General features: G+C 73.7%; 16 protein-coding genes. 1 reads left to right on the top strand and 15 read right to left on the bottom strand.

The annotated features are described in order from the left end of the window. Positions 1–80: 80 nt before the first annotated feature. The 10 genes from AV521_RS04075 to AV521_RS04035 form a co-directional block, all read right to left on the bottom strand. Entirely contained in the window at positions 81–4,835 is a 4,755-nt protein-coding gene (locus AV521_RS04075) for a type I polyketide synthase (protein ID WP_076083290.1), read from the bottom strand. Continuing rightward, positions 4,835–10,282 carry a type I polyketide synthase gene (locus AV521_RS04070; RefSeq protein WP_076083287.1) on the bottom strand — a complete coding sequence of 1,816 codons (5,448 nt, stop codon included), beginning with the start codon at positions 10,280–10,282 and terminating at the stop codon, positions 4,835–4,837. Before AV521_RS04070 ends, AV521_RS04075 begins: the two co-directional genes overlap by 1 nt. A 265-nt stretch (positions 10,283–10,547) precedes the next feature. Further along, positions 10,548–11,798, bottom strand: coding sequence for an RNA polymerase sigma factor (locus AV521_RS04065; RefSeq protein WP_076083284.1), 1,251 nt, complete (start codon positions 11,796–11,798; stop codon positions 10,548–10,550). Further along, positions 11,785–12,147, bottom strand: a complete 363-nt coding sequence (locus AV521_RS04060) for a YciI family protein (RefSeq protein ID WP_079249102.1) — start codon at positions 12,145–12,147, stop codon at positions 11,785–11,787. Before AV521_RS04060 ends, AV521_RS04065 begins: the two co-directional genes overlap by 14 nt. A 303-nt stretch (positions 12,148–12,450) precedes the next feature. Further along, on the bottom strand, positions 12,451–12,633 hold the full coding sequence (locus AV521_RS49070) for a hypothetical protein (protein WP_179022808.1): 183 nt from the start codon (positions 12,631–12,633) through the stop codon (positions 12,451–12,453). Between the two features lie 306 nt (positions 12,634–12,939). Further along, complete coding sequence (locus tag AV521_RS04055) at positions 12,940–14,172, bottom strand: FAD-dependent oxidoreductase (protein ID WP_076083281.1); 1,233 nt, start codon at positions 14,170–14,172, stop codon at positions 12,940–12,942. Between the two features lie 57 nt (positions 14,173–14,229). Then, entirely contained in the window at positions 14,230–15,363 is a 1,134-nt protein-coding gene (locus tag AV521_RS04050; protein ID WP_076083278.1) for an XdhC/CoxI family protein, read from the bottom strand. Next, on the bottom strand, positions 15,356–17,494 hold the full coding sequence (locus AV521_RS04045; RefSeq protein WP_076083275.1) for a xanthine dehydrogenase family protein molybdopterin-binding subunit: 2,139 nt from the start codon (positions 17,492–17,494) through the stop codon (positions 15,356–15,358). Before AV521_RS04045 ends, AV521_RS04050 begins: the two co-directional genes overlap by 8 nt. Beyond that, positions 17,491–18,483, bottom strand: a complete 993-nt coding sequence (locus tag AV521_RS04040) for a xanthine dehydrogenase family protein subunit M (protein WP_076083272.1) — start codon at positions 18,481–18,483, stop codon at positions 17,491–17,493. The genes AV521_RS04045 and AV521_RS04040 overlap by 4 nt, the downstream gene beginning before the upstream one ends. Then, positions 18,480–19,061 carry a (2Fe-2S)-binding protein gene (locus AV521_RS04035; RefSeq protein ID WP_076083269.1) on the bottom strand — a complete coding sequence of 194 codons (582 nt, stop codon included), beginning with the start codon at positions 19,059–19,061 and terminating at the stop codon, positions 18,480–18,482. Before AV521_RS04035 ends, AV521_RS04040 begins: the two co-directional genes overlap by 4 nt. A 277-nt stretch (positions 19,062–19,338) precedes the next feature. On the opposite strand from AV521_RS04035, the gene AV521_RS04030 reads away from it, so the two are divergent. Further along, entirely contained in the window at positions 19,339–19,917 is a 579-nt protein-coding gene (locus tag AV521_RS04030) for a TetR/AcrR family transcriptional regulator (protein ID WP_076083266.1), read from the top strand. A 417-nt stretch (positions 19,918–20,334) separates the two neighbouring features. On the opposite strand, the gene AV521_RS48560 is transcribed toward AV521_RS04030, so the two are convergent. The 5 genes from AV521_RS48560 to AV521_RS04005 all read right to left on the bottom strand — a co-directional run bounded on the left by AV521_RS48560 (position 20,335) and on the right by AV521_RS04005 (position 24,274). Then, the gene (locus AV521_RS48560) at positions 20,335–20,553 is read right to left on the bottom strand and encodes a hypothetical protein (RefSeq protein ID WP_143658569.1); all 219 of its coding nucleotides are present in this window, start codon (positions 20,551–20,553) and stop codon (positions 20,335–20,337) included. Then, complete coding sequence (locus AV521_RS04020; protein ID WP_076083260.1) at positions 20,553–20,957, bottom strand: hypothetical protein; 405 nt, start codon at positions 20,955–20,957, stop codon at positions 20,553–20,555. Before AV521_RS04020 ends, AV521_RS48560 begins: the two co-directional genes overlap by 1 nt. A gap of 56 nt (positions 20,958–21,013) precedes the next feature. Continuing rightward, positions 21,014–22,477, bottom strand: coding sequence for a HAMP domain-containing sensor histidine kinase (locus AV521_RS04015; protein ID WP_076083258.1), 1,464 nt, complete (start codon positions 22,475–22,477; stop codon positions 21,014–21,016). Further along, entirely contained in the window at positions 22,474–23,178 is a 705-nt protein-coding gene (locus tag AV521_RS04010) for a response regulator transcription factor (protein WP_076083255.1), read from the bottom strand. Before AV521_RS04010 ends, AV521_RS04015 begins: the two co-directional genes overlap by 4 nt. 67 nt (positions 23,179–23,245) lie before the next feature. Beyond that, positions 23,246–24,274, bottom strand: coding sequence for a cytochrome c oxidase assembly protein (locus tag AV521_RS04005; protein WP_256725421.1), 1,029 nt, complete (start codon positions 24,272–24,274; stop codon positions 23,246–23,248). Positions 24,275–24,295 lie beyond the last annotated feature (21 nt).

Raw genomic sequence — 24,295 nt, 5'->3', positions numbered from 1 at the left:
AAGAGGTGGACTGCGGTGGGGCCGGGGTGTCGTGGGAGGGCCGCCTCACGGATGGACCCGTGGGGCGTGGAAGGCTCGGGTCACGCCGAGCCGAGTTCGTTGTCGATGAAGGCGAAGACGTCGTCGGCCGAGGCGTCCTCCAGCCGTCCGGCGACGGTGTCGGCGTCCTGGCCGAGGATCTTGTTCAGGTCGCCCAGCAACGACTGCAGACGGGTGGTGATCCGGCCCTGCTCGATGTCCTCGGCGGTGAGGTCGCCCAGCCGGGCCGCGACCCGGTCGAGTTCGGCGACGACCGAGTCCACGGAGGTGTCGGCGCCCGCGAGTTCGGTGCCCAGGTACTTGGCGAGGGCGGCGGGGGTGGCGTAGTCGAAGATGAGCGTGGCCGGCAGCGGCACCCCGGCGGCGCCGCTGATCCGGTTGCGCAGATCGACGGAGGTCAGCGAGTCGAAGCCGAGGTCGCGGAAGGCGGTGGTCGGCTCGACCGCGTCGGCGCTGTGGTAGCCGAGGACCGCTGCGGCCTGCCCGCACACCAACTCCTGCAGGGCGCGCTCGCGTTCGCCGCCCGTGAGGCGGACGAGCTTCTCGGCGAAGCCGTCGACCGCGCCCGCCTCGGTGCCCCCGCCCGTGCCGCGCCTCGCTTCGGGCAGCGCGGACAGCAGGGCGCTGGGCCGGCTCGACGTGAACGCGGGTGCGAACACGGACCAGTCGACGTCGGCGACGGTGACGGTGGTGTCCGAGCCGTTCAGGGCGCGGCCGAGTGCGGTGAGGGCGCGGTCGGGGTCGAGGAGGGACATGCCCATCGCTCGGGCGGCCGAGCGAACCGTGCCGTGGGCGGCCATTCCGTCGCCGCCCCACGGTCCCCAGGCCACCGAGGTGCCGGGCAGTCCGGCCGCGCGCCGGTGCTCGGCGAGGGCGTCGAGGTAGGCGTTGGCGGCGGCGTAGTTGGCCTGTCCGGCGCCACCGACCGTGGCGGTCAGGGAGGAGAAGAGGACGAAAGCCGACAGGTCTCGGTCCGCGGTGAGTTCGTGCAGATGGCGGGCGGAGTCGGCCTTGGCGGCGAGGACGCCGGCGAACCGCTCGGGGGTGAGCGCGTCCAGGACTCCGTCGTCGAGGACGCCGGCCAGGTGTATCACGGCGGTGAGGGGGTGCTCGTCCGGTACGGAGTCCAGCAGCTCGGCGAGCGCATCGCGGTCGGCCACGTCGCAGGCGGCCAGGGTCACCTTCGCGCCCGCGTCGGTGAGTTCGCGGACGAGGTCGGCGGCGCCGGGCGCGTCCGGGCCACGGCGGGAGGTCAGCAGCAGGTGGTCGGCGCCCTCGGCGGCCAGCCACCGGGCGACGGACGTGCCGACCGCGCCCGTGGCCCCGGTGACCAGGACCGTGCCGGACGGCTGCCAGGGGGCGCCGGCGCGGGCCGGGGCGTGCTCCAGACGGCGGCCGTAGGCGCCGGACTCCCGGATGACGACCTGGTCCTCGCCGCCCGCGTCGCCGAGCAGCGCGGCCAGCCGGGCGACGGACTGCGGGCCGATCTCGGCGGGCAGGTCGATCAACCCGCCCCAGCGGTCGGGGTGTTCGAGAGCGGCGACCCGGCCGAGGCCCCACACCTTGGCCTGCGCGAAGCCGGTGACCTCGGCGGCAGAGCCGTGGGCGACGGCATCGCGGGTGACGCACCACAGCGGCGCGGTGATCTCGGCGTCCCCAAGTGCCTGTACGAGGGCGGCAGTCGAGGTCAGCCCGGCGGCCGGCGCCAGCAGGGACAACACACCGTCGGCACCGCCCCGGCCGGACAGCTGCCCGGCCAGCCCGGCGCGGTCGGCCGCGTCGGGCACCGTGAGGGTGTCGACGGTGACGCCCCGGTCGCTGAGGCCGGTCAGGACGGCGGTCGTCCAGGGGTCGTCGGAGGCAGGGACGACGGCCAGCCAGTGGCCGCCCAGGGCCGGGGTGGCGGCGGGGGCCAGCGGCTCCCAGGCGACCCGGTAACGCCAGCCGTCGGCGGTGGCGTTGGCCTGCCGCTGCTCGTGCCACGCGGCCAGGGCCGGTACGACGGCGGCGACGGACGTCTGGTCGGCGACGCCGAGGGTGGCGGCGACGGCGGTCACGTCCTGGTCCCGGACCAGCTCCCAGAACGGGTCGGCCGCGTCACCGCCCGCGCGGGCCGCCGCGGAACGCTCGGCCTGCAGGATGGGCGCGTCCTCCCAGTGCCGGTCGCGGCGGAACGGATAGGTGGGCAGGTCGACCTTCCGGCCGCCGGCGAACACCACCGACCAGTCGGGGCCGGTGCCGGTCAGGTGCAGGCGGCACACGGCGTCGACGAGGGCGGCGTCCTCGTCCCGGTCGCGGCGCTGAGCGCCGATGACGTCGGGCACCACGTCCTGCGCCATGTTGGTGAGCACCGAGTCGGGGCCGACCTCCAGGAAGCGGGTGGCGCCCTCGGCGGCCAGCGCGGTGACCCCGTCGTGGAAGCGGACGGCCTCGCGGACGTGCCGTACCCAGTACTCGGGCGAGGTGAGTTCGTCGGCCGTGCGCCCGGTGACGTTGGAGACGACCGGCAGGGCGGGCTCGTGGAAGGTGAGACCGGCCAGCACCTCGCGGAACGCGTCGAGCATGGGGTCCATGCGGTGGGAGTGGAAGGCGTGGGACACCTTCAGCCGGGTGGTCTTCTCCACCTTCGCGGCAACGGCGAGTACGGCGTCCTCGTCGCCCGAAATGACCACCGCACGCGGGCCGTTGACAGCCGCGATGTCGACGCCGTCGGTGAGCAACGGCGTGACCTCGGCCTCGGAGGCGAGCAGGGACACCATCGCGCCGCCTGCCGGCAGTTCCTGCATCAGCCGGCCGCGGGCGGCGACCAGCGTGACCGCGTCCTTCAGTTCCAGGACACCGGCGACGTGCGCGGCGACGACCTCGCCGATGGAGTGCCCGGCCAGCAGGTCGGGGCGGATGCCCCAGTGCTCCAGCAGCCGGTACAGGGCGGTCTCGAAGGCGAACAGGGCCGACTGTGTGTAGAGGGTCTGGTTCAGCGGGGACGCGGCCGGGTCGGCGGGCTCCTCGAACATCACCTCGCGCAGCGGCCGGTCCAGGCGGGTGCCGAAGGCGGCGCAGATCTCGTCGAAGGCGGCGGCGAACACCGGGAACGCGGCGTGCAGGGTGCGGCCCATGCCGGGCCGCTGGGAACCCTGGCCGGAGAACAGGATGCCGAGCCGGCCGGGTTCAGGGGCCACGACGGGCGCCTGGCTGCCGTCGGCGACGGCGTGCAGCGAGGCCAGCAGCTCTTCCCGGTCGCGGCCGGTGACGGCGGCCCGGTGGGTGAACAGGGTGCGCGTGGTGGCCAGTGAGAACCCGACGTCGTACGGGTCGAGGTCTCCGGCGGCCAGGAGGAGCCGCTCCGCCTGCCGCTGGACGGCGTCGGAGCCCTTGCCGGACAGCACCCACGGGACGACGGGCAGCGCGGCTTGCTCCGGGGCCGACTGCTCGGCCTCGACGGGGGGTGCCTCCTCCAGGATGGTGTGGGCGTTGGTGCCGGAGATGCCGAAGGAGGAGACGCCGGCGCGGCGCGGGCGGCCGTCGGGGGTGTCCCAGGACTGGGGCTCGGTGAGCAGGCGGATGTCGCCCGCACTCCAGTCGACGGCGGTGCTGGGCTTCTCGACGTGCAGGGTGCGCGGCAGGGTGCCGTGGCGCATGGCCATGACCATCTTGATGACGGCGCCGACGCCGGCCGCGGCCTGCGGGTGGCCCATGTTGGACTTGATGGAGCCGAGCCAGATCGGCCGGTTCTCCGGCCGGTCCTGCCCGTAGGCGGCGATGACGGCCTGGGCCTCGATGGGGTCGCCGAGGGTGGTGCCCGTGCCGTGCGCCTCGACCGCGTCGATGTGGTGCGGGGCGAGCCGGGCGTCGGCGAGGGCCTGCTGGATGACGCGGATCTGGGCCGGACCGCTCGGCGCGGTCAGGCCGTTGGAGGCGCCGTCCTGGTTGACGGCGCTGCCGCGGACGACGGCGAGCACCTCGTGGCCGTTGCGCAGGGCGTCGGACAGGCGCTCCACGAGCAGCATGCCGGCGCCCTCGGCCCAGGCGGCGCCGGCGGCGTCGTCGGAGAAGGAGTGGCAGCGCCCGTCGGGGGACAGCGCGCGACGCTCGCTGAACTCGATGAACATCTCGGGGCTGGCCATGACGGCGGCGCCGCCCGCGAGCGCCAGCGAGCACTCCCCCTTGCGCAGCGACTGGATCGCCGAGTGCAGCGCCACCAGGGAGGAGGAGCAGGCGGTGTCCATGGTGACCGCGGGGCCCTCCAGGCCCAGGGTGTAGGCGATACGGCCGGAGACGATGCTGCCGGAGATGGTGCCGCCGACGTAGTCGTGGTGCATCAGGCCGACGAAGACGCCGGTCGGGGTGCCCTTCACCGTGTCGGGGTCGATGCCGGCGCGCTCGAAGGCCTCCCAGGTGACCTCCAGCAGCAGGCGCTGCTGCGGGTCGGTACCGGGCGCGTCCTTGGGGCTGATGCCGAAGAACGCGGGGTCGCACTCGGCGGCGTCGTGCAGGAAGCCGCCCTGGCGGACGTAGGACTTGCCGGGGGCGCCGGGCTCGGGGTCGTAGATCGCCTCGACGTCCCAGCCGCGGTCGGTGGGGAACTCGGTGACGACGTCGATGCCCTCGTCGACGATGCGCCACAGGTCTTCCGGGGTGCGCACGCCGCCGGGGTAGCGGCAGCCCATGCCGATGATGGCGACGGGCTCGCGGTCCTGCTCCTCCAGCTCCCGTACGCGGCGGCGGCTGCGCTCCAGCTCGGTCGTGGCCCGCTTGAGGTAGTCGCGGAGCTTGCCGGCCGTGGCCGAGTCTTCCATCACTGGGCTCCCAGTTCGTTGTCGAGCTTGGCGAAGAGTTCTTCGTCGCTGGCTTCCCGGAGGTCCGCCGGCGCCTCGGGCGCGGGGTGACGTCCGTGGGTGTCCTGCCAGCTGCGCAGCAGCGCTTCGAGGCGCGCGGTGACGCGGGCGTGGCTGCCGTCCTGGTCGGGCAGGCCGTGCAGGGCGGTTTCGAGGCGGTCCAGCTCGGTCAGCGCCGACCGGGTGAGGTCGGCCGGTCCGGGCACGAGCGCGCTCTTGAGATGGGCGGCGAGGGTGAGGGGGGTGGGCTGGTCGAAGACGAGCGTCGCGGGCAGGGTCAGGCCGGTGGCGCCCGCGAGGAGGTTGCGCAGTTCGACGGCGGCGAGCGAGTCGAAGCCCATCTCCTGGAAGGCTCGCCCCGGGACGACCGACTCGGGCGAAGGGTGTCCGAGTACGCCGGCGACGTGGGTGCGGACCAACTCCAGCAGGGCGCGGTCCCGTTCGGCGTCGTCCAACGGCGCCAGCCGGTCGCGCCAGGAGTCGGCGGGTGCGCCCGTGGCGGGCTCGGTGCCGCGCCGCCGCGCGGGCCGCACCAGGCCGCGCAGCAGCGCGGGTACGCCGTCCGGCCGGGTGCGCAGCGCGGCGGCGTCCAGCCGTACGGGTACCAGTACGGCGTCCTCGGCGCCGGGTCCGGCGTCGAAGGTGCGCAGACCCTGGGCCGGGGTCAGCGGCGGCAGGCCGAGGCGGCGAAGCCGCTCCAGGTCGGCGGCGTCGATTCCGGCGCTCATGCCGCCGGAGCCGGACCACAGGCCGTACGCGAGCGAGACCGCGGGCAGGCCGAGCGCACGACGGTGCGCGGCGAGACCGTCGAGGAAGGTGTTGGCGGCGGCGTAGTTGGCCTGCCCACCGCCGACCAGCAGACCGGCGGTGGAGGACAGCAGCACGAAGGCCGACAGGTGCTTGTCGCGGGTCAGTTCGTGCAGGTTCCAGGCGGCGTCCACCTTGGGCCGCAGCACCCGGTCGACCTTGTCCGTGTCCAGGGTGGCCAGCACGCCGTTGTCGACGACGCCGGCGGCGTGCACCACGGCCCGTACCTCGTGCTCATGCTCGTCGAGCAGCGCGGCCAGCTCGGCGCGGTCGGCGGCGTCGCACCGGGCGAGGGTCACCTCGGCGCCCAAATCAGCCAATTCATCACGCAGTTCGGTCGCCCCCGGGGCGTCCGCGCCGCGCCGCCCCGCCAGCAGCAGGCGCCGTACGCCGTGCTCGGTGACCAGGTGACGGGAGATCAGCGCACCGAGGCCGCCGGTGCCGCCGGTGATCAGGACGGTGCCGTCCGGGTCCCAGGCGAGCGGGCCGCCGGGCTTGGCGCGCGCCAGCCGCGGCACCCGTACTTCGCCGTCCCGCACCGCGACCTCGGGTTCGTCGGCGGCGAGGGCCGTGGCGAGGGCGGGCCCCGGGACCGCGCTGCCGTCGCTGTCGACCAGCAGGAACCGGCCGGGGTTCTCCGCCTGGGCCGCGCGGACGAGTCCGTACAGCGGGGCGTGGGTGAGGTCGCCGGTGCGCAGGAGCACGGCCAGCCGACGGTCGGCGCAGCGCTCGTCGGCCGGCCAGGCGCGCAGGGTGTCCAGGGTGGCGTTCACCCGGTCCCGTACCAGGGCGGGCAGATCCGTCACGGCGTCGGGCGCGGTCGCTACGGCCAGGACCACCAGCTCGGGGACCGGGCCGGTGGAGGTGAGGGCGGCCAGGTCGGGGTACCGGGGCGCGTCGAGACCGGTGTCATCGAGTCCGGCGGCGGTGCGGTCCGCGTTGCCGAGGCCGCACACGGCCAGGGCGGGCAGGCCGGCCGTGGCCGGTCCGGGTGCCGGGACGAGGTCGACCCGGTACAGCGGGTCGTCGCCGTCCCCGGCGAGTTGCTCGGCGGAGACGGGGCGGGCCACCAGGCTGCGCACGGTCGCGACGGGCGCTCCGGTGGCATCGGCGAGGGCGAGGGTGACGGCGTCGGAGCCGGACGGGGCGAGGTGCAGGCGCAGGGTGTCGGTGCCCGCCGCGTGCAGGGTGACGCCGCCCCAGGCGAACGGCAGCACGGCCTGGCCGCCGGGGAGTTCGAGCAGGTTGACGTGCAGGACGGCGTCCAGGAGGGCCGGGTGCACACCGAACGCGGCGGCAGTGGCCCGGGCACTCTCGGGCAGGGCCGCCTCGGCGAACAGCTCGTCCCCTCGACGCCACATGGCGCGCAGCCCCTGGAAGACCTCGCCGTAGCCGTAGCCGGTGCGGGCCAGCCCGGGGTAGAAGCCGTCCAGATCGACGGGTTCGGCGTCCTCGGGCGGCCAGGCGGTCAGGTCGGCCGGGCGCGCCTCGTCGACGGGCGCGGAGGTGAGGACACCGGCGGCGTTGCGGGTCCACGGGGTGTCCGGGCTGTCGGTGGTGTCGGCGCGCCGGGACCAGACGGTCAGCTCCCGGCGCCCGTCCCGTTCCCCGCCGACGGCGACCTGGACGGCCAGTGCGCCCTGCTCGGACAGGATCAGCGGGGCGTGCAGGGTGAGTTCGTCGACGGTGTCACAGCCGGTGCGCTCCGCGGCCTGCAGGGCCATCTCGACGAAGGCGGTGCCGGGCAGCAGCACGGTTCCGTGTACGGCGTGGTCGGCAAGCCACGGATGGGAGGCGACGGAGAGCCGGCCGGTGAGCACCGCTCCCCCGGTGTCGGGCAGGTCGGTCGCGGCGGTGAGCAGCGGATGGCCGGTGGCGCTCTGCCCGTGGCCGTCGGCGTCACCGCTGCCGCCGCCGGTGGCCTCCAGCCAGAGGCGTTCGCGCTGGAAGGCGTAGGTGGGCAGAGCGGTGCGCCGGGCGCCGTGCGGTGCGAAGAAGGCCGTCCAGTCCACGGCGGTGCCGGCCCCGTGCAGCCGGGCCACGGCCATGACCAGGTCGCGTTCCTCGTCACCGTCGCGGCGCAGCCCGGCGACGGTCACACTGTCCTCGGGCAGGCAGTCCGCGGCCACGGCGGTGAGAGCCGCATCCGGGCCGACTTCGAGGAACGTCCGTACGCCCAGTTCGTGCAGGGCGGTGACCGCGTCGGCGAAGCGGACGGCCTCGCGGGCGTGGCGCACCCAGTACTCGGGGGTGGACAGTTCGGCCGGGTCGGCGAGGGTGCCCGTGAGCGTGGAGACGATCGGGATGCGCGGCTCCTCGAAGGCGCACTGGGCGGCGGCCTCGGCGAAGTCGGCCAGCATCGGCTGCATCAGCGGCGAGTGGAAGGCGTGCGAGACCTTCAGCCGCTTGCTCTTCTCGAAGCGTGCGGCGAGGGCGTCCACGGCGTCCTCGGCGCCCGAAATCACCACGGATCGGGGGCCGTTGACGGCGGCGAGGCCGACCCGGCCGTCCAGGTGGGGGGTGACCTCGTCCTCGGTGGCGCGCAGCGCGGCCATGGCGCCGCCTGCGGGCAGGGCCGCCATCAGAGTGCCGCGCGCGAGGACGAGCCGGACGGCGTCCGGCAGGGACAGCAGCCCGGCGACGTGGGCGGCGGCCAGTTCGCCGACGGAGTGACCGGCCAGGTGGTCGGGGGTCAGGCCCCAGGACTCCAGGAGGCGGTACAGGGCCACTTCGGTGGCGAAGAGGGCCATCTGCGCGTAGTCGGTACGGGTCAGCAGGTCGCCGTCGGTGTCGATCACCTCGGCGAGCGGCCGTTCCAGGCTCGGGTCGGCGAGCGCGCACACCGCGTCGAAGGCCTCCGCGTACACGGGGAAGGCCCGGTGCAGGGCCCGGCCCATGCCGACCCGCTGTGCTCCTTGACCGGTGAACAGGAAGGCGGTCTTGCCGCCGACCGGGGTGAGCGGGGGCGCGGCGGCGAGCTGGGCGAGCAGGTCGGCGGTGTCCCGTCCGGCTGCGACGGCCCGGTGCTCGAACTGGCCACGAGTGGAGGCCAGCGACAGACCGAGGTCGGCGGGGCGGCTGCCGGGATGCGCTTCGAGGTGCTCACGCAGCCGCCCGATCTGCCCGGCGAGGGCCTGACGGCTGCGCCCGCTGACGATCCACGGAACGCAACCCCCTTCCCGCGCGGCCTGGTTGTCCCCGTCCACGGCCGAAGCTGGTTCGTCGGGCGCCTGTTCAAGGACGACGTGCGCGTTGGTGCCGCTGATACCGAAGGAGGAGACGGCTGCGCGGCGGGGCCGGCCGGCACCGGGCCACGGGCGCCGCTCCAGGGCCAGTTCGACGGCGCCCGCGCTCCAGTCCACCTGGTCGGTGGGGGCATCGACATGGAGCGTCGGCGGAACCTCGCCGTTCCGCATGGCCAGCACCATCTTGATGACCCCGGCGACGCCCGCGGCGGCCTGGGTGTGCCCGAGGTTGGATTTGACCGAGCCCAGCAGCAGCGGCTCCGCGCGGTCCTGACCGTAGGTGGCGAGCAGGGCCTGGGCCTCGATCGGGTCGCCGAGAGCGGTGCCGGTGCCGTGCGCCTCGACCACGTCGACGTCGGTGGCGGTGAGCCCGGCACCGGCCAGCGCCTGGCGGATGACCCGCTGCTGGGACGGGCCGTTGGGCGCGGTCAGCCGGCTGCTGGCGCCGTCGGAGTTGACGGCGCTGCCGCGGATGACGGCGAGCACGGGATGGCCGTTGCGCTGGGCGTCGGCGAGCCGTTCCAGCAGCAGCATGCCGGCGCCCTCGCCCCAGCCGGTGCCGTCGGCCGAAGCCGCGAACGCCTTGCAGCGGCCGTCCGCCGCGAGCCCGCGCTGCCGGCTGAAGTCGACGAAGGTCTCCGGCGTGGACATCACGGTGACACCGCCGGCCAGGGCGAGCGAGCACTCCCCCGACCGCAGTGCCCGGACCGCCCAGTGCAGGGCGACCAGGGAGGAGGAACAGGCGGTGTCGACGGTGACCACCGGGCCCTCGAGGCCGAAGGTGTAGGCGACGCGGCCGGAGGCGATGCTGGCGGCGCTGCCGTTGGCGAGGTAGCCGTCGAGGTCGTCGGGGACGGAGGTGAGGCGGGTGGCGTAGTCGTTGTACATCACGCCGGCGAACACGCCGGTGCGGCTGCCGCGCAGGGCGGCCGGGACGATACCGGCCCGCTCGAAGGCCTCGTGGGAGATCTCCAGGAGCAGCCTCTGCTGCGGGTCCATGGCGAGGGCTTCGCGGGGGCTGATGCCGAAGAAGTCGTAGTCGAAGTCGGCGGCGTCGTGCAGGAATCCGCCGGTGCGGGCGTAGGTCTTGCCGGTGGCGTCCGGGTCGGGGTCGTACAGGGCGTCCACGTCCCAGCCGCGGTCGGCCGGGAAGTCGGACACCGCGTCGGTTCCCGAGGCGACCAGGTCCCACAGTTCCTCGGGGGTGGTGACGCCGCCGGGGTAGCGGCAGCCGATGCCGACGACGGCGACCGGGCCGTGAGCGCGTTGCTCGTTCTCGCGCAGCCGTCGCCGCGCCTCCCGCAGGTCGGCGGTCGTCCGCCTGAGATAGTCGAGCAGTTGCTCTTCGTTAGTCACCAGCGCGCCATCCGATCGAGATCGAAGTGAGGGCCTCGGCCGTGCGGATCGTCTCCGGACGGTTTCCGGTCCGCTTCTCCTCCGCAGTCGGAGGCTAGGCAGGCACCTATGACGCAGGACACCCCTACAGCCCCCAGGGGCCCCTGCACCGGTTAAGGGGTCCTGGGGAACACACACCTTCCGGCACCGGGAAGGCACGTGATTGTGCGCCACGACTCGGCCGGCGGGAGTTCACAGGAGCGCCCGCCGACAACGCCCTGGTCGCTCAGCCGGTGCTGTCGTCGCCGTGCAGGCGGGCGGTGAGCAGGGAGCGTTCGGCGGGGTTGGCGGTGAGGCGGAGGGCCTCGCGGTCGGCCTCGGCGGCCTCCTCCTCGCGGCCGAGGTCGCGCAGGAGTGCGGCGCGGGTGGCGTGGAAGAGGTGGTAGCGGCCCAGCCGGTCGGTGAGGGCCTCGACCTGGGCCAGTGCGGCGGCCGGGCCGTCGGTGTGGCTGATGACGACGGCGCGGTTGAGGCGTACGACCGGTGAGGGGTCGACGGCCACCAACATGTCGTAGAGCCGGAGGAGTTGGGGCCAGTCGGTCTCCTTCCAGCTGGGTGCCTCGCAGTGCACGGCGGCGATGGCGGCCTCGATCTGGTACGGGCCGGTCCGGCCGAGCGAGGCGGCCCGCTCGATGAGGGCGGTGGCGCTGCGGATGCGCTGTGTGTCCCAGCGCGTGCGGTCCTGGTCGGCGAGCGGTACGAGCCGTCCGCCGGCGTCCAGGCGAGCGGGCCAGCGGGCCGCGTGCAGGCGGATCAGCGCCAGCAGGCCGAGGGGCTCCGGTTCCTGGGGCAGGGCGCCGGCCAGCAGCGCGGCGAGCCATTCCGCGTCGTCGACCAGCTCTCGACGCACGCCCAGGTCTCCCCCGGTGGTGAAGCAGCCCTCGTTGAAGACCAGGTACACCACGCGCATGACCTGGGGCAGCCGTTCCGCGCGCTCCTCGGGTTCCGGCGCGCGGTACGGGATGCCGGCCGTCGCGATCTTCCGCTTGGCCCGGGTCACGCGCTTGGCGAGGGTGGCTTCGGGCACCATGAACGCCCGGGCGATCTCGGCGGTGGTCAGGCCCACCACGGCACGCAGCGTGAGTGCGACCTGGGCATCGGGGTCCAGGGCAGGGTGGCAGCAGGTGAAGATGAGCCGCAGGCGATCGTCGGGCTCGCGCTCGGCCGAGTCGGGCAGGGCCTCGATGCGGGCCGCGAGCTGGGGGAGCCGGTCCTGGAAGCGGGCCTCGCGGCGGATCCGGTCGAGGGCCTTGTTGCGGGCGCAGGTGAGCAGCCAGGCTCCGGGCCGCCGGGGCGGGCCGGTGCTCGGCCAGTGCCGCAGTGCCTCCACGACGGCCTCGCCGACCATCTCCTCGGCCAGGTCGAAGTCGCCGAGGAGGCGGACCAGGCTGGCGGTCAGCCGGCCCGCCTCCTCGCGGAAGACCCGCTCGATCAGTGACCGGGTGGCCTGGGCGCCGACCGGGTCAGCGCTCGACAATCGGACGCACCTCCACCTTGCCGTCGGGCACCGGGAAGCTCGCCGCCAGGTCGAGGGCCGCGTCCAGGTCGGGCACCTCGACGATCGCGTAGCCGCCGATCGCCTCCTTGGCTTCCAGCAGCGGGCGGTCGATCATGCTGGCGCGGCCCTCCTCGACCACGACCGTCGTCGCGCTGCCAGGTTCGCGCAGCTGGTTGGCCTCGACGATCGTGCCGTCGGCGCGGTGCTTCGTGAACCATTCCACGATCCCGCCGAACACCTCCGCGCGCTCCTGCTCGGAGCCCTCCTCCTGCCAGGCGCCGCGGGTCAGCAGCAGTACGTACTTCATGGTGTCCTCCTTGGTCGTCATGCCTGTCTCCACCTTCACGACGAACAAGCCTGCGCCGACAGGACAGAGCGCCTCGGAAACGCGCCCGCTCACCGACTTCTCCTTCAAGGAGACACTCGCTGACCGATTCACTCCACCGGCATGTCGTCGGGCAGGCCCCGCGCCGCGGACAGGACGAGCGTGCGGTCCTGGTGCAGTTCGGGACCGGTCGGCAGCAGGTTGCGCACGATGCGGGGCGGTATGACCGGCGTAGGGCGAAGCAGTGAAAGTCGTTGCGGCCGGCCGGCTCGGCCGGCGTCGGTACGAGGGCCTGCCCCAGGTCGGTCAGGACGAGCTGGTCCGTGCGCCGGGAGGCGGAGTCGGGCTCGCGGCGACGAGGCCCTTGACCGCGACGCAGCCGACCAGTCGGGAGACGGCTCCCGGCCCGACGTCCATGTGCGCGGCCACGGCCTTGCTGGTGTCGTGACCGCGGAACACACCGGCCATCCCCCACCGCGAGACGGTCACATCATCCCGCCCGACTCCAGCCCCGAACCGCCCGCGGCAGAACCGCCACGCACCGCCACGCGGCGCGCCACCCAGCAGGCACGGACCCGGCGACGGCGACGCTACGGCTGCTACCGGACGGCCTGCGCGCGGCCACAGCCTCCATCGTGTCGTGACCGCGGAACACACCGGCCATCCCCCACCACGAGACGGTCACATCATCCCGCCCGACTCCAGCCCCGAACCGCCCGCGGCAGAACCGCCACGCACCACCACGCGGCGCGCCACCCAGCAGGCACGGACCCGGCGACGGCGACGCTACGGCTGCTACCGGACGGCCGTGACAGGTGGCCGCTCTCGCAGGGCGCCGTATCCGATGAAGTACGCCGGGATCCGGCGGACCCAGCGGGACTCGGCGAGCAGGTGGGCCACGCGTCGGGCCCTCGCGGCGCTCCCGAGGGGCGGCCTGCCCTGCAGGACGGGGGCGATGAAGCGGGCGTGGGCCGTGCGCTGGAGCGCCTGGGTGGCGACCGTGGTGGGAAGGCGGCGGCGCTGCACACGGCGTACGTCGCGCAGGCTCACGGTTCCCCGGCGCAGTGGCCCGGTGAGACAGCGGGCGGCGGCCACGGCGTCCTGCACCGCGAGGTTGATGCCGATGCCGAAGACCGGGGACATCGCGTGCGCGGCGTCGCCGATGCACAGCAGGCCGGGGCGGTGCCAGCGGCGCAGGCGGTCCAGGCGTACGTCGAGCAGTTTGACCTCGTCCCACGAGCGCACGGCGTGCACGCGGCCGGCCATCCAGGGGGCGGCAGCCGCGAACTGGGCCAGGAAGCGGTCGAGGCCGGCGGCGCGGCGCTCGGCGTCCGTGCCCTTGGGGATGAGCCCGGCGCACTGCCAGTAGTCGCCGCGGTCGATCATCGCGGTCAGGAAGCGGTCACCGGCGGCGCCGACGAGCCCCTGCGGGTCGTCTTCCCGGCGTGGCAGCCGGAACCACCAGGCGTCCATCGGGCAGGGGAAACCGTGCAGCCCCAGCTCCGGCCGGGTGCGGGCCAGCGAGCCGCGGCCGTCGCAGGCGACGGTGAGGAGGGCGCGCAGCTCGCCGGTGCGGCCGTCACAGGTGCGATAGCGCACCCCGGTCACCCTCCCGGACTCGATCAGGAAATCGGTCGCCTCCGTGTTCATCCGCAGATGGAAGGTCGGCTCGCGCCCTGCCTCGTCCGCGAGCAGGTCCAGCAGGTCCCACTGGGGCACCATCGCCACATAGTTGTAGGGACCGGGCAGCACCGAGAGGTCTCCGACCGTGACGTTCGACCGGCCTGTCCCGACCGGCAGCTGGACGGTACGTACCCGGCGCTGCGGCAGCCGGGCGAAGCGCTCGGCCAGCCCGAGGTCGTCCAGCAGTGCCAGCGTGGAGGGGTGCACTGTGTCGCCGCGGAAGTCGCGCAGGAAGTCACCGTGCTTCTCCAGCACCGTCACGTCGACGCCGGAGCGCGCCAGCAGCAGGGCGAGCACCATGCCCGCGGGGCCGCCGCCCACGACACAGCACGTGGTCCGTTCCATGGCAGTGCCGCCCTTCGCCAGAGCATTAATTCATCGACCGATGAATATTCTACCCCCTCAGGCGGCCGCCGACCTCCCCTGTGATGCGCTGTCGCGATGGATTGGCGTGTTCGAACCGGTCAGGGGGACGCCCGTCCCTCCCCGCCGGACGGCGACGATCTCCGCCGCGATCGACAGGGCGGTCTCCTCGGGTGTCCGGGCGCCCAGGTCGAGGCCGATCGGCGAGCGCAGCCGGGCCAGTTCCGCTTCGGTCACTCCTTCCGACCGCAGACGGCGCTCGCGGTCCTCGTGGGTACGGCGCGAACCCATCGCGCCGATGAACGCCGCCGGCATCCGTAGCGCCGCCTTCAGCAGGGGTACGTCGAACTTCGCGTCGTGGGTGAGCACGCACAGGACCGTACGCGCGTCGGTCCCGGTGCGCCTGAGATGACGGTGCGGCCAGTCGACAACGACCTCGTCGGCGTCGGGGAAGCGGTGCCGCGTGGCGAACACCGGGCGGGCGTCGCAGACGGTCACGTGGTAGCCGAGGAACTTCCCGGCCCGGGCCAGCGCCGACGCGAAGTCGACCGCGCCGAAGACGATCATGCGCGGGGGCGGAACGTTCGACTCGACCAGCAGGGTGACACCGCCGGGGCAGTGGGAGCCGTCCGCCGAGAGGTCCACGGCACCGGTGCGGCCCGCCTCCAGCAGGGCGCGGGCCTCGGCCACGGCCGTCCGGTCCAGGTCCGGGTGGCCGCCGAGATCACCCTCGTACGTGCCGTCGGACCGGACCAGCAGGGCGCGCCCGAGCAGTTCGGCCGGGCCACGGGCGACCCGGGCGAGAGCCGCCGGCTCGTTCCGGGCGGCGGCCGAGAGAGCCGACGCCAGGACCGTCGCCGGTCGGGCGACGGGCGTGATCAGGACCTCGATCGTCCCACCACAGGTCAGTCCCACGGCGAAGGCGTCCTCGTCGCTGTAGCCGAACCGTTCGAGCACGCTCGTTCCGGTCCGCATTGCCTCCAGGCACAGGTCGTACACCGCGCCTTCCACGCAGCCGCCGGAGACGGAGCCGATGACGGTGCCGACGCTGTCGACGGCGAGGGCGGCGCCGGGACCGCGCGGTGCGCTGCCGCCGACCGCCACCACGGTCGCGACGGCGAACTCCCGGCCCTCCTCGGTCCAGCGCCGCAACTCGTCGGCCAGGTCAAGCATCCGGAGCTCCCGCTGCGGCCGACAGGACGCGGTCCGGCCGGATGGGCAGGCTGCGGTGGCGTACGCCGGTCGCGTGCCAGACCGCGTTGGCGACAGCGGCCGCGGCGCCGACGATGCCGATCTCGCCGATGCCCTTGATGCCGACCGGGTCGTCGGGATCGGTGTCCTCGATCCAGTCGGCCTCGATGCGGGGTACGTCCGCGTGCGTCGCCACGTGGTAGCCCGCGAGGTCGGCGCCGACATGGCCGCCCGAGGCGCGGTCCCGGACGGCCTCCTCGTGCAGGGCCATGGAGATGCCCCAGATCATGCCGCCCAGGAACTGCCCGCGTGCGGTGAGCGGGTTGACGATCCGGCCCGCCGCGAAGATGCCGAGCATGCGCCGCACGCGCACCTCGCCGGTGGTGACGTCCACGGCGACCTCGGCGAACTGGGCGCCGAAGGAGTGGCGTTCGGCGGGCGCGAGGGCACCGATGGCAGCGGCGGTGTCGGACCGTACCGTGATCCCCTCGGGCGGGATGTCGGCACCGAGGGCCAGCCGCTCCAGCAGCTCGCCGGCCGCGGTCTTGATGGCCCAGGACCAGGAGCGGGTGCCCATGGAACCTCCGGCGATCATCGCCGGCCCGAAGTCACTGTCCCCGATACGCACGCGGACCCGCTCCGGCGCCACCTGCAGTGCGTCCGCGGCGACCAGGGTCAGTGCGGTACGCGCCCCGGTGCCGATGTCGGCCGCGGAGATCCGGACGGTGAAGGTGCCGTCCGGGTGCGCGGTCGCGGTCGCGGTGGACGGTGCGGCGCCGGACGGGAAGGAGGCCGCCGCCGTACCCGTACCGAGCAGCCAGCGGCCGTCTTGGCGCAGTCCGGGGCGCGGGTCGCGGTCCGCCCAGCCGAACCTGTGGGCGCCCTCCCGGAAGCAGGCGGCCAGATTGCGGCCGGCGAACGGCAGGCCGGAGACGGGCCCCTTGTCGGGTTCGTTGCGCAGGCGCAGCTCGATCGGGTCGATCCCGCACTTCTCGGCGAGTTCGTCCAGCGCCGCCTCCAGCGCGAACGACCCCGGCGCCTCACCCGGGGCACGCATGAACGTCGGGGTCGGCACGTCCAGCCGTACGACACGGTTGGCGGTGTGATGGGCACCGGCGTCGTACATCACCCGGGCCACCCCGGCGCTCGGCTCGATGAACTCGTGGACCGTGGAGGTCAGGCTGAGCGAGCGGTGCTCCAGTGCGCGCAACCGTCCGTCGGCGTCGGCGCCGAGCCGGACGCGCTGGGTGGTGGGGCTGCGGTAGCCGGCCAGCGAGAACATCTGACGCCGGGTCAGAACGACTCGTACCGGCCGCTGCAGGACGGTCGCGGCCATCACGGCGGCCACCTGGTGGGCACGTACCCCCTTGCTGCCGAAGCCGCCGCCGACGTGTTCGGAGCGTACGCGGACGGCGGCCGGATCGAGCGAGAAGAGGTTGGCCAGCTCGCCGACGACCCAGGTGGCGCCCTGGTTGGAGTCGATCACTTCCAGGCGGCCGCCGTCCCAGCGGGCGGTGGCCGCATGGGGCTCCATCGGGTTGTGATGCTCCTCGGGGGTCGTGTACTCGGCGTCCACGACGACGGCCGAGGAGGCCAGCGCGGCGTCCAGGTCACCCTTCTCCGTCACCGCGGGCATATGGCCGTCCACCGGGTAGGCGTCCGAGTGCTCGCCGCCGAACTCGACGTCGTGAGGCTCCTCCTCGTAGTGCACCACGAGCGCCTCGGCGGCCTCCCGGGCCTGCTCGGACGTCTCGGCGACGACCAGCGCGACCGGCCAGCCCAGGTGGGGCACCCGGTCGTGCTGGAAGACGGCGATGGTCGGATCCGGGCGCATGCCCATCAGGCCGGTGTAGTCGGTCTCGACCCGAGGGGAGTTGCGGTGGTCCAGGACTGCGAGGACGCCCGGCATGCCGAGGACGGGCTCGGTGTCGAGGGCGCGGATGCGGCCGCGGGCGACCGTGGACAGCACCAGCCAGCCGTACGCGAGGTCGGCGAAGGGCACCTCACCGGCGTAGCGGGCCGCTCCGGTGACCTTGTCCCGGCCCTCGATGCGGGTGTGCGCGGTGCCGACGGAGGGCGTCCGTACGGGTACTCCGGTGGTGACGGTGGTCATCGTGCGGCCTCCTCGGCGAGTTCGGTCAGGACGGCCACCACGAGATTGCGGATGAGGTCCACCTTGTACCCGTTGTGCGGCAGCGGTCGTGCCGCCGCCAGCTCGGCGTCCGCTGCGGCGGCGTAGGTCTCGGCGCCGGCCGGCGCGCCGACCAGGACCCGTTCGGCCGCGGCGGCCCGCCAGGGCCGGGAGGCGACGGCACCGAGGGCGAGACGCGCGTCCCGGACGACGCCGTCACGTACGTCGAGCGCGGCGGCGAGGGAGCCGAGGGCGAACGCGTACGAGGCACGCTCGCGGACCTTGCGGTAGCGGGAGTGGGCGGCCACCGGAGCGGGCGGCAGCGTGATGCCCGTGATCAGCGCACCGGGCGGCAGGGCGGTCTCACGGTGCGGGGTGTCCCCGACGGGCAGATAGAAGTCGGCCAGCGCCAACTCCCCGGCCCCGTCCGCCGTTTCGAAGTGCACGACGGCGTCGAAGGCGGCGAGGGCGACGGCCATGTCCGACGGGTGTACGGCCACACAGTGGTCGGAGGCGCCCAGGATGGCGTGGTTGCGGTGTTCGCCCGTGATGGCGGGGCAACCGCTGCCGGGTTCCCGCTTGTTGCAGGGGCGGGTGACGTCGGAGAAGTAGCCGCAGCGGGTACGCTGCAGCAGATTCCCGCCGACCGTGGCCATGTTGCGCAGCTGTCCGGACGCGCCGGCCAGCACCGCCTGCGCGAGCGCCGGGTAGCGGCGGCGGACCTCGGGATGCGCGGCCAGGTCGCCGTTGGTGACGGTGGCCCCGATGCGCAGGCCGCCCCCGGGCGTCGACTCGATCTCGTCGAGCGGGAGTTCACGGATGTCGACGAGCCGGGTGGGCCGCTCGACGCCGGTCTTCATGAGGTCGACGAGGTTGGTGCCACCGCCGAGGAAACGGGTGTCCGGATCGGCGCCGAGCAGGGCGACGGCGCCGGCGACGTCGGACGCCCGCTGATAGTCGAACTCCCTCATGCCACGGCCTCCTTCGCCTCCGCGACGGCGTGGACGGACCCGTCGTCCACGCAGACTTCCGCCGCGCGGGCCACCGCCTCGACAATGGAGACATACGCGCTGCAGCGGCACAGATTGCCGCTCATCCGCTCGCGGATCTCGTCGGCGGTCAGGGAGGGCGGCCCCGCTTCGGGGCGGACGTCCTCGGTGACGGCGCTCGGCCAGCCCGCCGCGTGCTCCTCGATCACTCCGATCGCGGAGCAGATCTGTCCCGGAGTGCAGTAGCCGCACTGGTAGCCGTCCAGGTCGAGGAAGGCCTGCTGGACGGGATGCAGCCGGTCACCGTCGGCCACGCCTTCGATGGTGGTGATCTCGCGGCCCTCGGCCGCCACGGCCAGTTGCAGACAGGCAACCGCCCGGCGCCCGTCCAGCAGGACCGTACATGCCCCGCACTGTCCCTGGTCACAGCCCTTCTTGGTGCCGGTGAGATCGAGGCGCTCGCGCAGGGCGTCGAGCAGGGTGGTGCGGTGGTCGACGGGCAGTGTGTACTTCTCGCCGTTGATCTTCAAAGTGATGACACTGGACGTCGATGAGGCCATCAGTAGCTTCTTTCGCATTTCCAGGACAGACGGGCGGGAACCGGCGGCCCGGGTTCTTGGGCCGCGCGGGGAGTGCGTCATGCGGGCCTGTGCCGCGGGGTGAAGCGCATATGCGGGATGCCGGGACCGAAAAAGGTGGCAGCTGCGCACTGCCGTAGGGTCGTGTCCACAGCTATCGTGGACGTAACCGGACAGCTGTCCGCTACCCGTGAAACGTAACGGACAGCTGTCCGGTTAGCAAGAGCGAGGTTCGGCCACGAACTCTCGAGGAGGACGAGTGCCGCAGCAGAAGGACTCACCCCGGCGCTCGGACGCGCAGCGCAACCGCGAGCGCATCCTTGAGGTGGCACTCGCCGAACTGTCGCGGTGCGCGGACACCCCGTTGAGCGTGATCGCGAAGAAGGCCGGCGTCGGGCAGGGGACGTTCTACCGCAACTTCCCCAACCGCGAATCACTCGTCCTCGAGATCTACCGCCACGAGATGCAACAGGTTGCCGACAGCGCGACCCAGTTGCTCCAGAACCGGGCACCCGACGAGGCCCTGCGTGCCTGGATGGACCGGCTCGCCGAGTTCGCCATGACCAAGGCCGGCCTGGCCGGTGCGATCCGGCAGGCCATTGGCGCACCCGGCGGCCCGGCGAAGCCGCCCCACACACCGGTGACGGCAGCGGCGGAACTCCTGCTGCGCGCCAACGACGACGCCGGCACCATCCGGCCCGGAGTCACCGCGGAGGACTTCATGCTCGCCATCGCGGGCCTCTGGCAACTGGACCCGGACGACGGCTGGCGCTCACGCGCCACCCGACTCCTCGACCTGGTCATGGACGGCTTGCGCACCGGGGCAGCGGGGGCGTGAGCGCCGCGCCGCCGACAGCGGCACCTCGGACGCACGCTCCACGCATTGCCGGCAATCAGGACACGCGCGTCGGTCAGCGCCTGGTGACACTGGGGCCCCAACAGCGCCCAGACCCCTGCCCCTCGAACAACCCGGGCGTGCAGTCGGAGATCAAGACTGACTGGACCGGTACCGGCGACTCGCGTTGCGGCTTCGCCGACGTCTGCCGCCCACGCGACCGTCCCGGACCTCGCGGACTGCGCCGGTCTCCGCCCGTCAAGGGCAACCAGATCGCCAAGACCGGCCTGTTCCTCGGACTACTACCTGCGCCTGGCCGGCGACGGGGGCCGCATGGTCAAGGGTGACCTCGCCCTGACCGCAGCGCTTCGGCCGGCTCTCGGGAGTGCGGGGAGCGCCGGGTGGCGCTCCCCGCACGGGTCAGCGGTCGGCGGTGCTCGTCGCGTCCTGGTCGGCCGCGGCGGCCGCGGACTGGGCGGCGTCCACCTTCTTCTGCATATCCGCCAGCTGCGAGGGCTGAGCGGAGGGGGATGCGCCGGACGGGGCCTTCGGGGAGGCGCCGTCGTGATGGGCGCAGCCCGCGGTGAGCGCCACCAGCGCGGCGGCCGCCGTCGCGAGGAGCAGGCGCCGGGCCCGCATCAACTGGTCGCCTTCCCGTTGCCGTGGGCCTTGCACCAGGTCTTGACGGCCGTCAGGTCCTTCTGACGCTGCTCCAGGCTGGTCCGCAGCGACTTGCGGAAGTCCAGCCGGTTCTGGAGGTAGGTGGCGATCTCGGTGTGGCCGGCCTTCTTCGCGTTGTCGACGCGCTTCTCCAGCCGCGCCACCGAGCCACGCGTTCCGGCGCCGGCGTCGAGCCGCTTCAGGGCGCGCTCGATACGGCGGTCGATCTTCGGCACCCGCTTGCACAGCGTGCGAGCTCCGTCACCGGCCGGCTTCGCGCCGGTCGTGTCCTCGGCCGCGGAGGCCGCTCCCGCCGTGCCCGCCAGCACCGCAGTCACGGCGAGCCCCGCGAGCAGCGTGCGCGTCCGTCGTCGTACGTACATCTGCCTCTCCGTTCACTTCCCCGGACGGTCAGGTCGTCCGTCCGTCGAGACGGAGGCTAGGGAGTGTCTTTGGGGAAACTCTGTGACCGATTCGCCCCGGCTGTGCCGATCAGCCAGTCGCGCCGGTCCGGCAGTCCGCCACCGCCCGAGGGCAGCCGTACCTCGAAGCGGGCGCCGACGCCGTCCGGTCCGTCCGTCACGCCGACGCTTCCCCGGTGCAGCGCCGCCTGCTGGGCGACGAGGGTGAGGCCGAGCCCGGAGCCCGCGCTGTCCGGGCCGCGCTGGAATCGCTCGAAGATCCGGCGCCGGGCGTCGGGCGGCACACCGGGCCCGTGGTCGTCCACGGTGATCAGCACCTGCTCCGCCGTCGCACGCACCCCCACCCGGAGCCGTGCCCGGCCCCGCGCGTCCCGGCCGTGGGCCAGCGCGTTGCCGAGCAGGTTGTCCAGCAGCAGCCTCAGGCCCGGCTCCCAGCCGTGCACCGTGAGCCCGGGGGCTGCGTCCAGGGTGATCTCGGCGTCCGGGGCTCGGCGGCGGGCCTCGGCGACGGCCGCGTCCGCCACGTCGGCGAGGTCCACGTGGCGGAACGCCTCCGCCTCCACCAGGTCCCCACGACCCAGCTCGCGCAGCATCACCAGCAGACCCTGCATCCGGGCGTGTTCGCGTCGCAGGTCGGCGAGGACCTCGGTGCGGTCGGGTGCGGGCAGACCCGGGTGGTCGGTGAGAATGTCGAGGTTGGTGCCCATGCTCATCAGCGGGGTGCGCAGCTCGTGCGCCGCGGCGGAGGAGAAGGAGCGGGCGGTGTCCAGGGCCTCGGCGGTGCGGGCGGCCTGTTCGTCGTAGCGGGCGAGGACGGTCCGCAGGGTGGCGGCCAGCTCGTCGACCTCGGTCACTCCGGTACGCCGCTCGTCCGGCCGGGCGCCGCAGGTGCGCGGGTCGAGGCCGGCGGTGCGGCGGGTGAGACGGCGCAGCGGGGCACTCGTACCGGCGGCCAGACCCCAGGCGAGCAGCCCGGACAGGGGTGCGGCGAGGGCCGCGGTGAGGTTGACGCGATTGCGTACGAGCGGGATCTGGGCGCGGTCGGCCGTGTCGGGCGAGAAGACCCACAGGGTGCCGGGGACGGTGGTGCCCCGGACGGGCCGGGCCAGGGCACGCCAGCTGCGGGCGCCGTCGCGGACGGTGACCGGACCCGCGGTGCGCGCCGGAAGGGTCACGGACGGGCCGGGCTGGGGGCCGCCGCTGAAGTCGGCATCCGGTCCGACGACGCGTACGCCGACATCGAGGGCCGCGCTGAACAGCCTGCGTTCCCTGGTGTCGGCCACCTTCGGCCGGCCGTTCTCCGAGGCCCGCAACAGCGAACGGGCGTCCGGCGCGATGGCGGTGGCCCGCTGCCGCAGATGCTGGTCCTCGGCACGGTGCAGATCACGGGCGACCAGGTTCAGCAGCAGCCAGCCGGAGGCCAGCACCAGCAGCGGGACGGTGCAGCCGACGGCGAGACCGATGCGCGTGGAGAGCCTCACGGTGTGTCCCTGGCTTCCCTGAGCACGAACCCGACTCCGCGCACGGTGTGGATCAGCCGCGCGTGTCCGTCCGCCTCGAGCTTGCGCCGCAGATAGCTGACGAAGGTGTCGACGGCATCGGTGCGCACGTCGAAGTCGTAGCCCCACACCCGTTCCAGGAGCTGGTCGCGGGTGAGGACGAGTCCGGCGTTGCGGGCGAGCACCTCAAGTAGCTCGAACTCGCGCCGGGTGAGCTCCAGCGGGCAGCCGGCCCGCTCGGCGGTGCGCGCCCCGGGGTCGATGACGAGGTCGGCCACCCGCAGCACCGCCCGGTCGGCGGGCGGCCGGCGGCGCAGCAGCGCGTGCAGCCGCAGCACCAGCTCCTGCAGGGCGAACGGCTTGACCAGGTAGTCGTCGCCGCCCGCCTGGAGTCCGGCGATCCGGTCGGCGGTCTCGTCGAGGGCGGAGAGCATGAGCACGGGCAGGTCCCGGCCCCAGCCGCGCAGCCGGGTGCACACCTCGATGCCGCTCATCCCGGGCATCGACACGTCGAGCACCAGCACGTCGGGGGGTGCCTGCTCGATCGCGGCGAGCGCCGTGGGCCCGTCGGCGGCGGTCCGCACCGCGAAGCCGTTGAGCCTGAGGCCACGCTCCAGTGACCGCCGGATCGCCGTGTCGTCGTCGACGACCAGCACCGCCCCGGGGCCTGCGGTGTCCTTCATCCGCCCTCCCTCATCGCCCGGTCAGGGTACGGCCCGTCCCGGACCGGGCGGGAGCGGGGTGTGCCGGTCACTTATCCCGGTGCTGGCTCCGGATCCTGGCGGCCACCTCGTTCTGCTCGGTCTCCCACCAGGGCCGTACCCGCTCGGCAGCGGCGGCGGGCGAAGGCGCCTGGCCGGGGTCCGGGGCGGGCGGGGCGACGGCGGCGAGTTCCGCGTCGAGGCGGCGGTCGAGGGCCGCGTTCTGGACCCGCTCCGCGCGCGCCCACTGGAACAGGAGAGCCAGCAGGAAGGGCAGGGCGACCAGCTCGGCGATGCTGAGCATCGCCCCGCCGCCGATCTGCTGGTCGTGCTGGACGTCGCGGGACCAGCTCGGCGCGTGGTGCAGATACCAGGCACCGGCGATCAGCGTGCTGTGGGTCATGACGATGACACCCGGGACCGCGTCGACGATGCCGTCCAGGAAGACCAGCGCCGCCCGCACCGGGTGGGTGCACCAGCGGGGCAGCGCTTCCTCGTGGGTCAGCATGGGCACGACGAACAGGCAGCCGGCCACGAGCAGGTGCAGATACATCAGCTCGTGCAGCCAGTCCACGCGCAGGGCGGTGGCGAAGTACGGCGTGAAGTACACCGTCAGCTCGGTGGCCAGCACCAGCGCCGTACTGACCAGGGGGAAGGTCAGGATCCGCACCAGCCGCCCGGTCATCGCCCGGCGCACCCGCCCGGCGGCGTTCTCCGGCAGTGCCTCGACGGCCAGCCGCAGCGGGTCGCCGAGGGCCAGGCCCAGGGGTGTGACGAGGTCGAGGAGGATGTTCTGCACGGCGGCCGGCCAGAACAGCACATGGTCGTAGACGGCCAGCGCGGACATCGTGGCCACCACCAGCCCGCCCAGGCCGAGCAGCGCGAACGCGACGGCACGGGCGGGCGGCCAGGGCTCGCCCCGTCGGCGCAGCCGTGCGACGCCCCAGCCGTAGAGCGCGCCCAGGACGATGACCAGCAGCAGCGCGGGGACGTCCAGGTGCCACGTGGTCAGCAGGCGTCCTGTGGTCAGCTCCGGGAGCTGGCCGGCCGACAGTTCGGTCATCGCGCGACCATCCATGCAGATCGTCCTCCTTCGGCT

The organism is Streptomyces sp. IMTB 2501, from assembly GCF_001953885.1.
Classification (GTDB): Bacteria; Actinomycetota; Actinomycetes; order Streptomycetales; family Streptomycetaceae; genus Streptomyces.
This window is presented reverse-complemented; position numbering and strand designations above follow the sequence as displayed.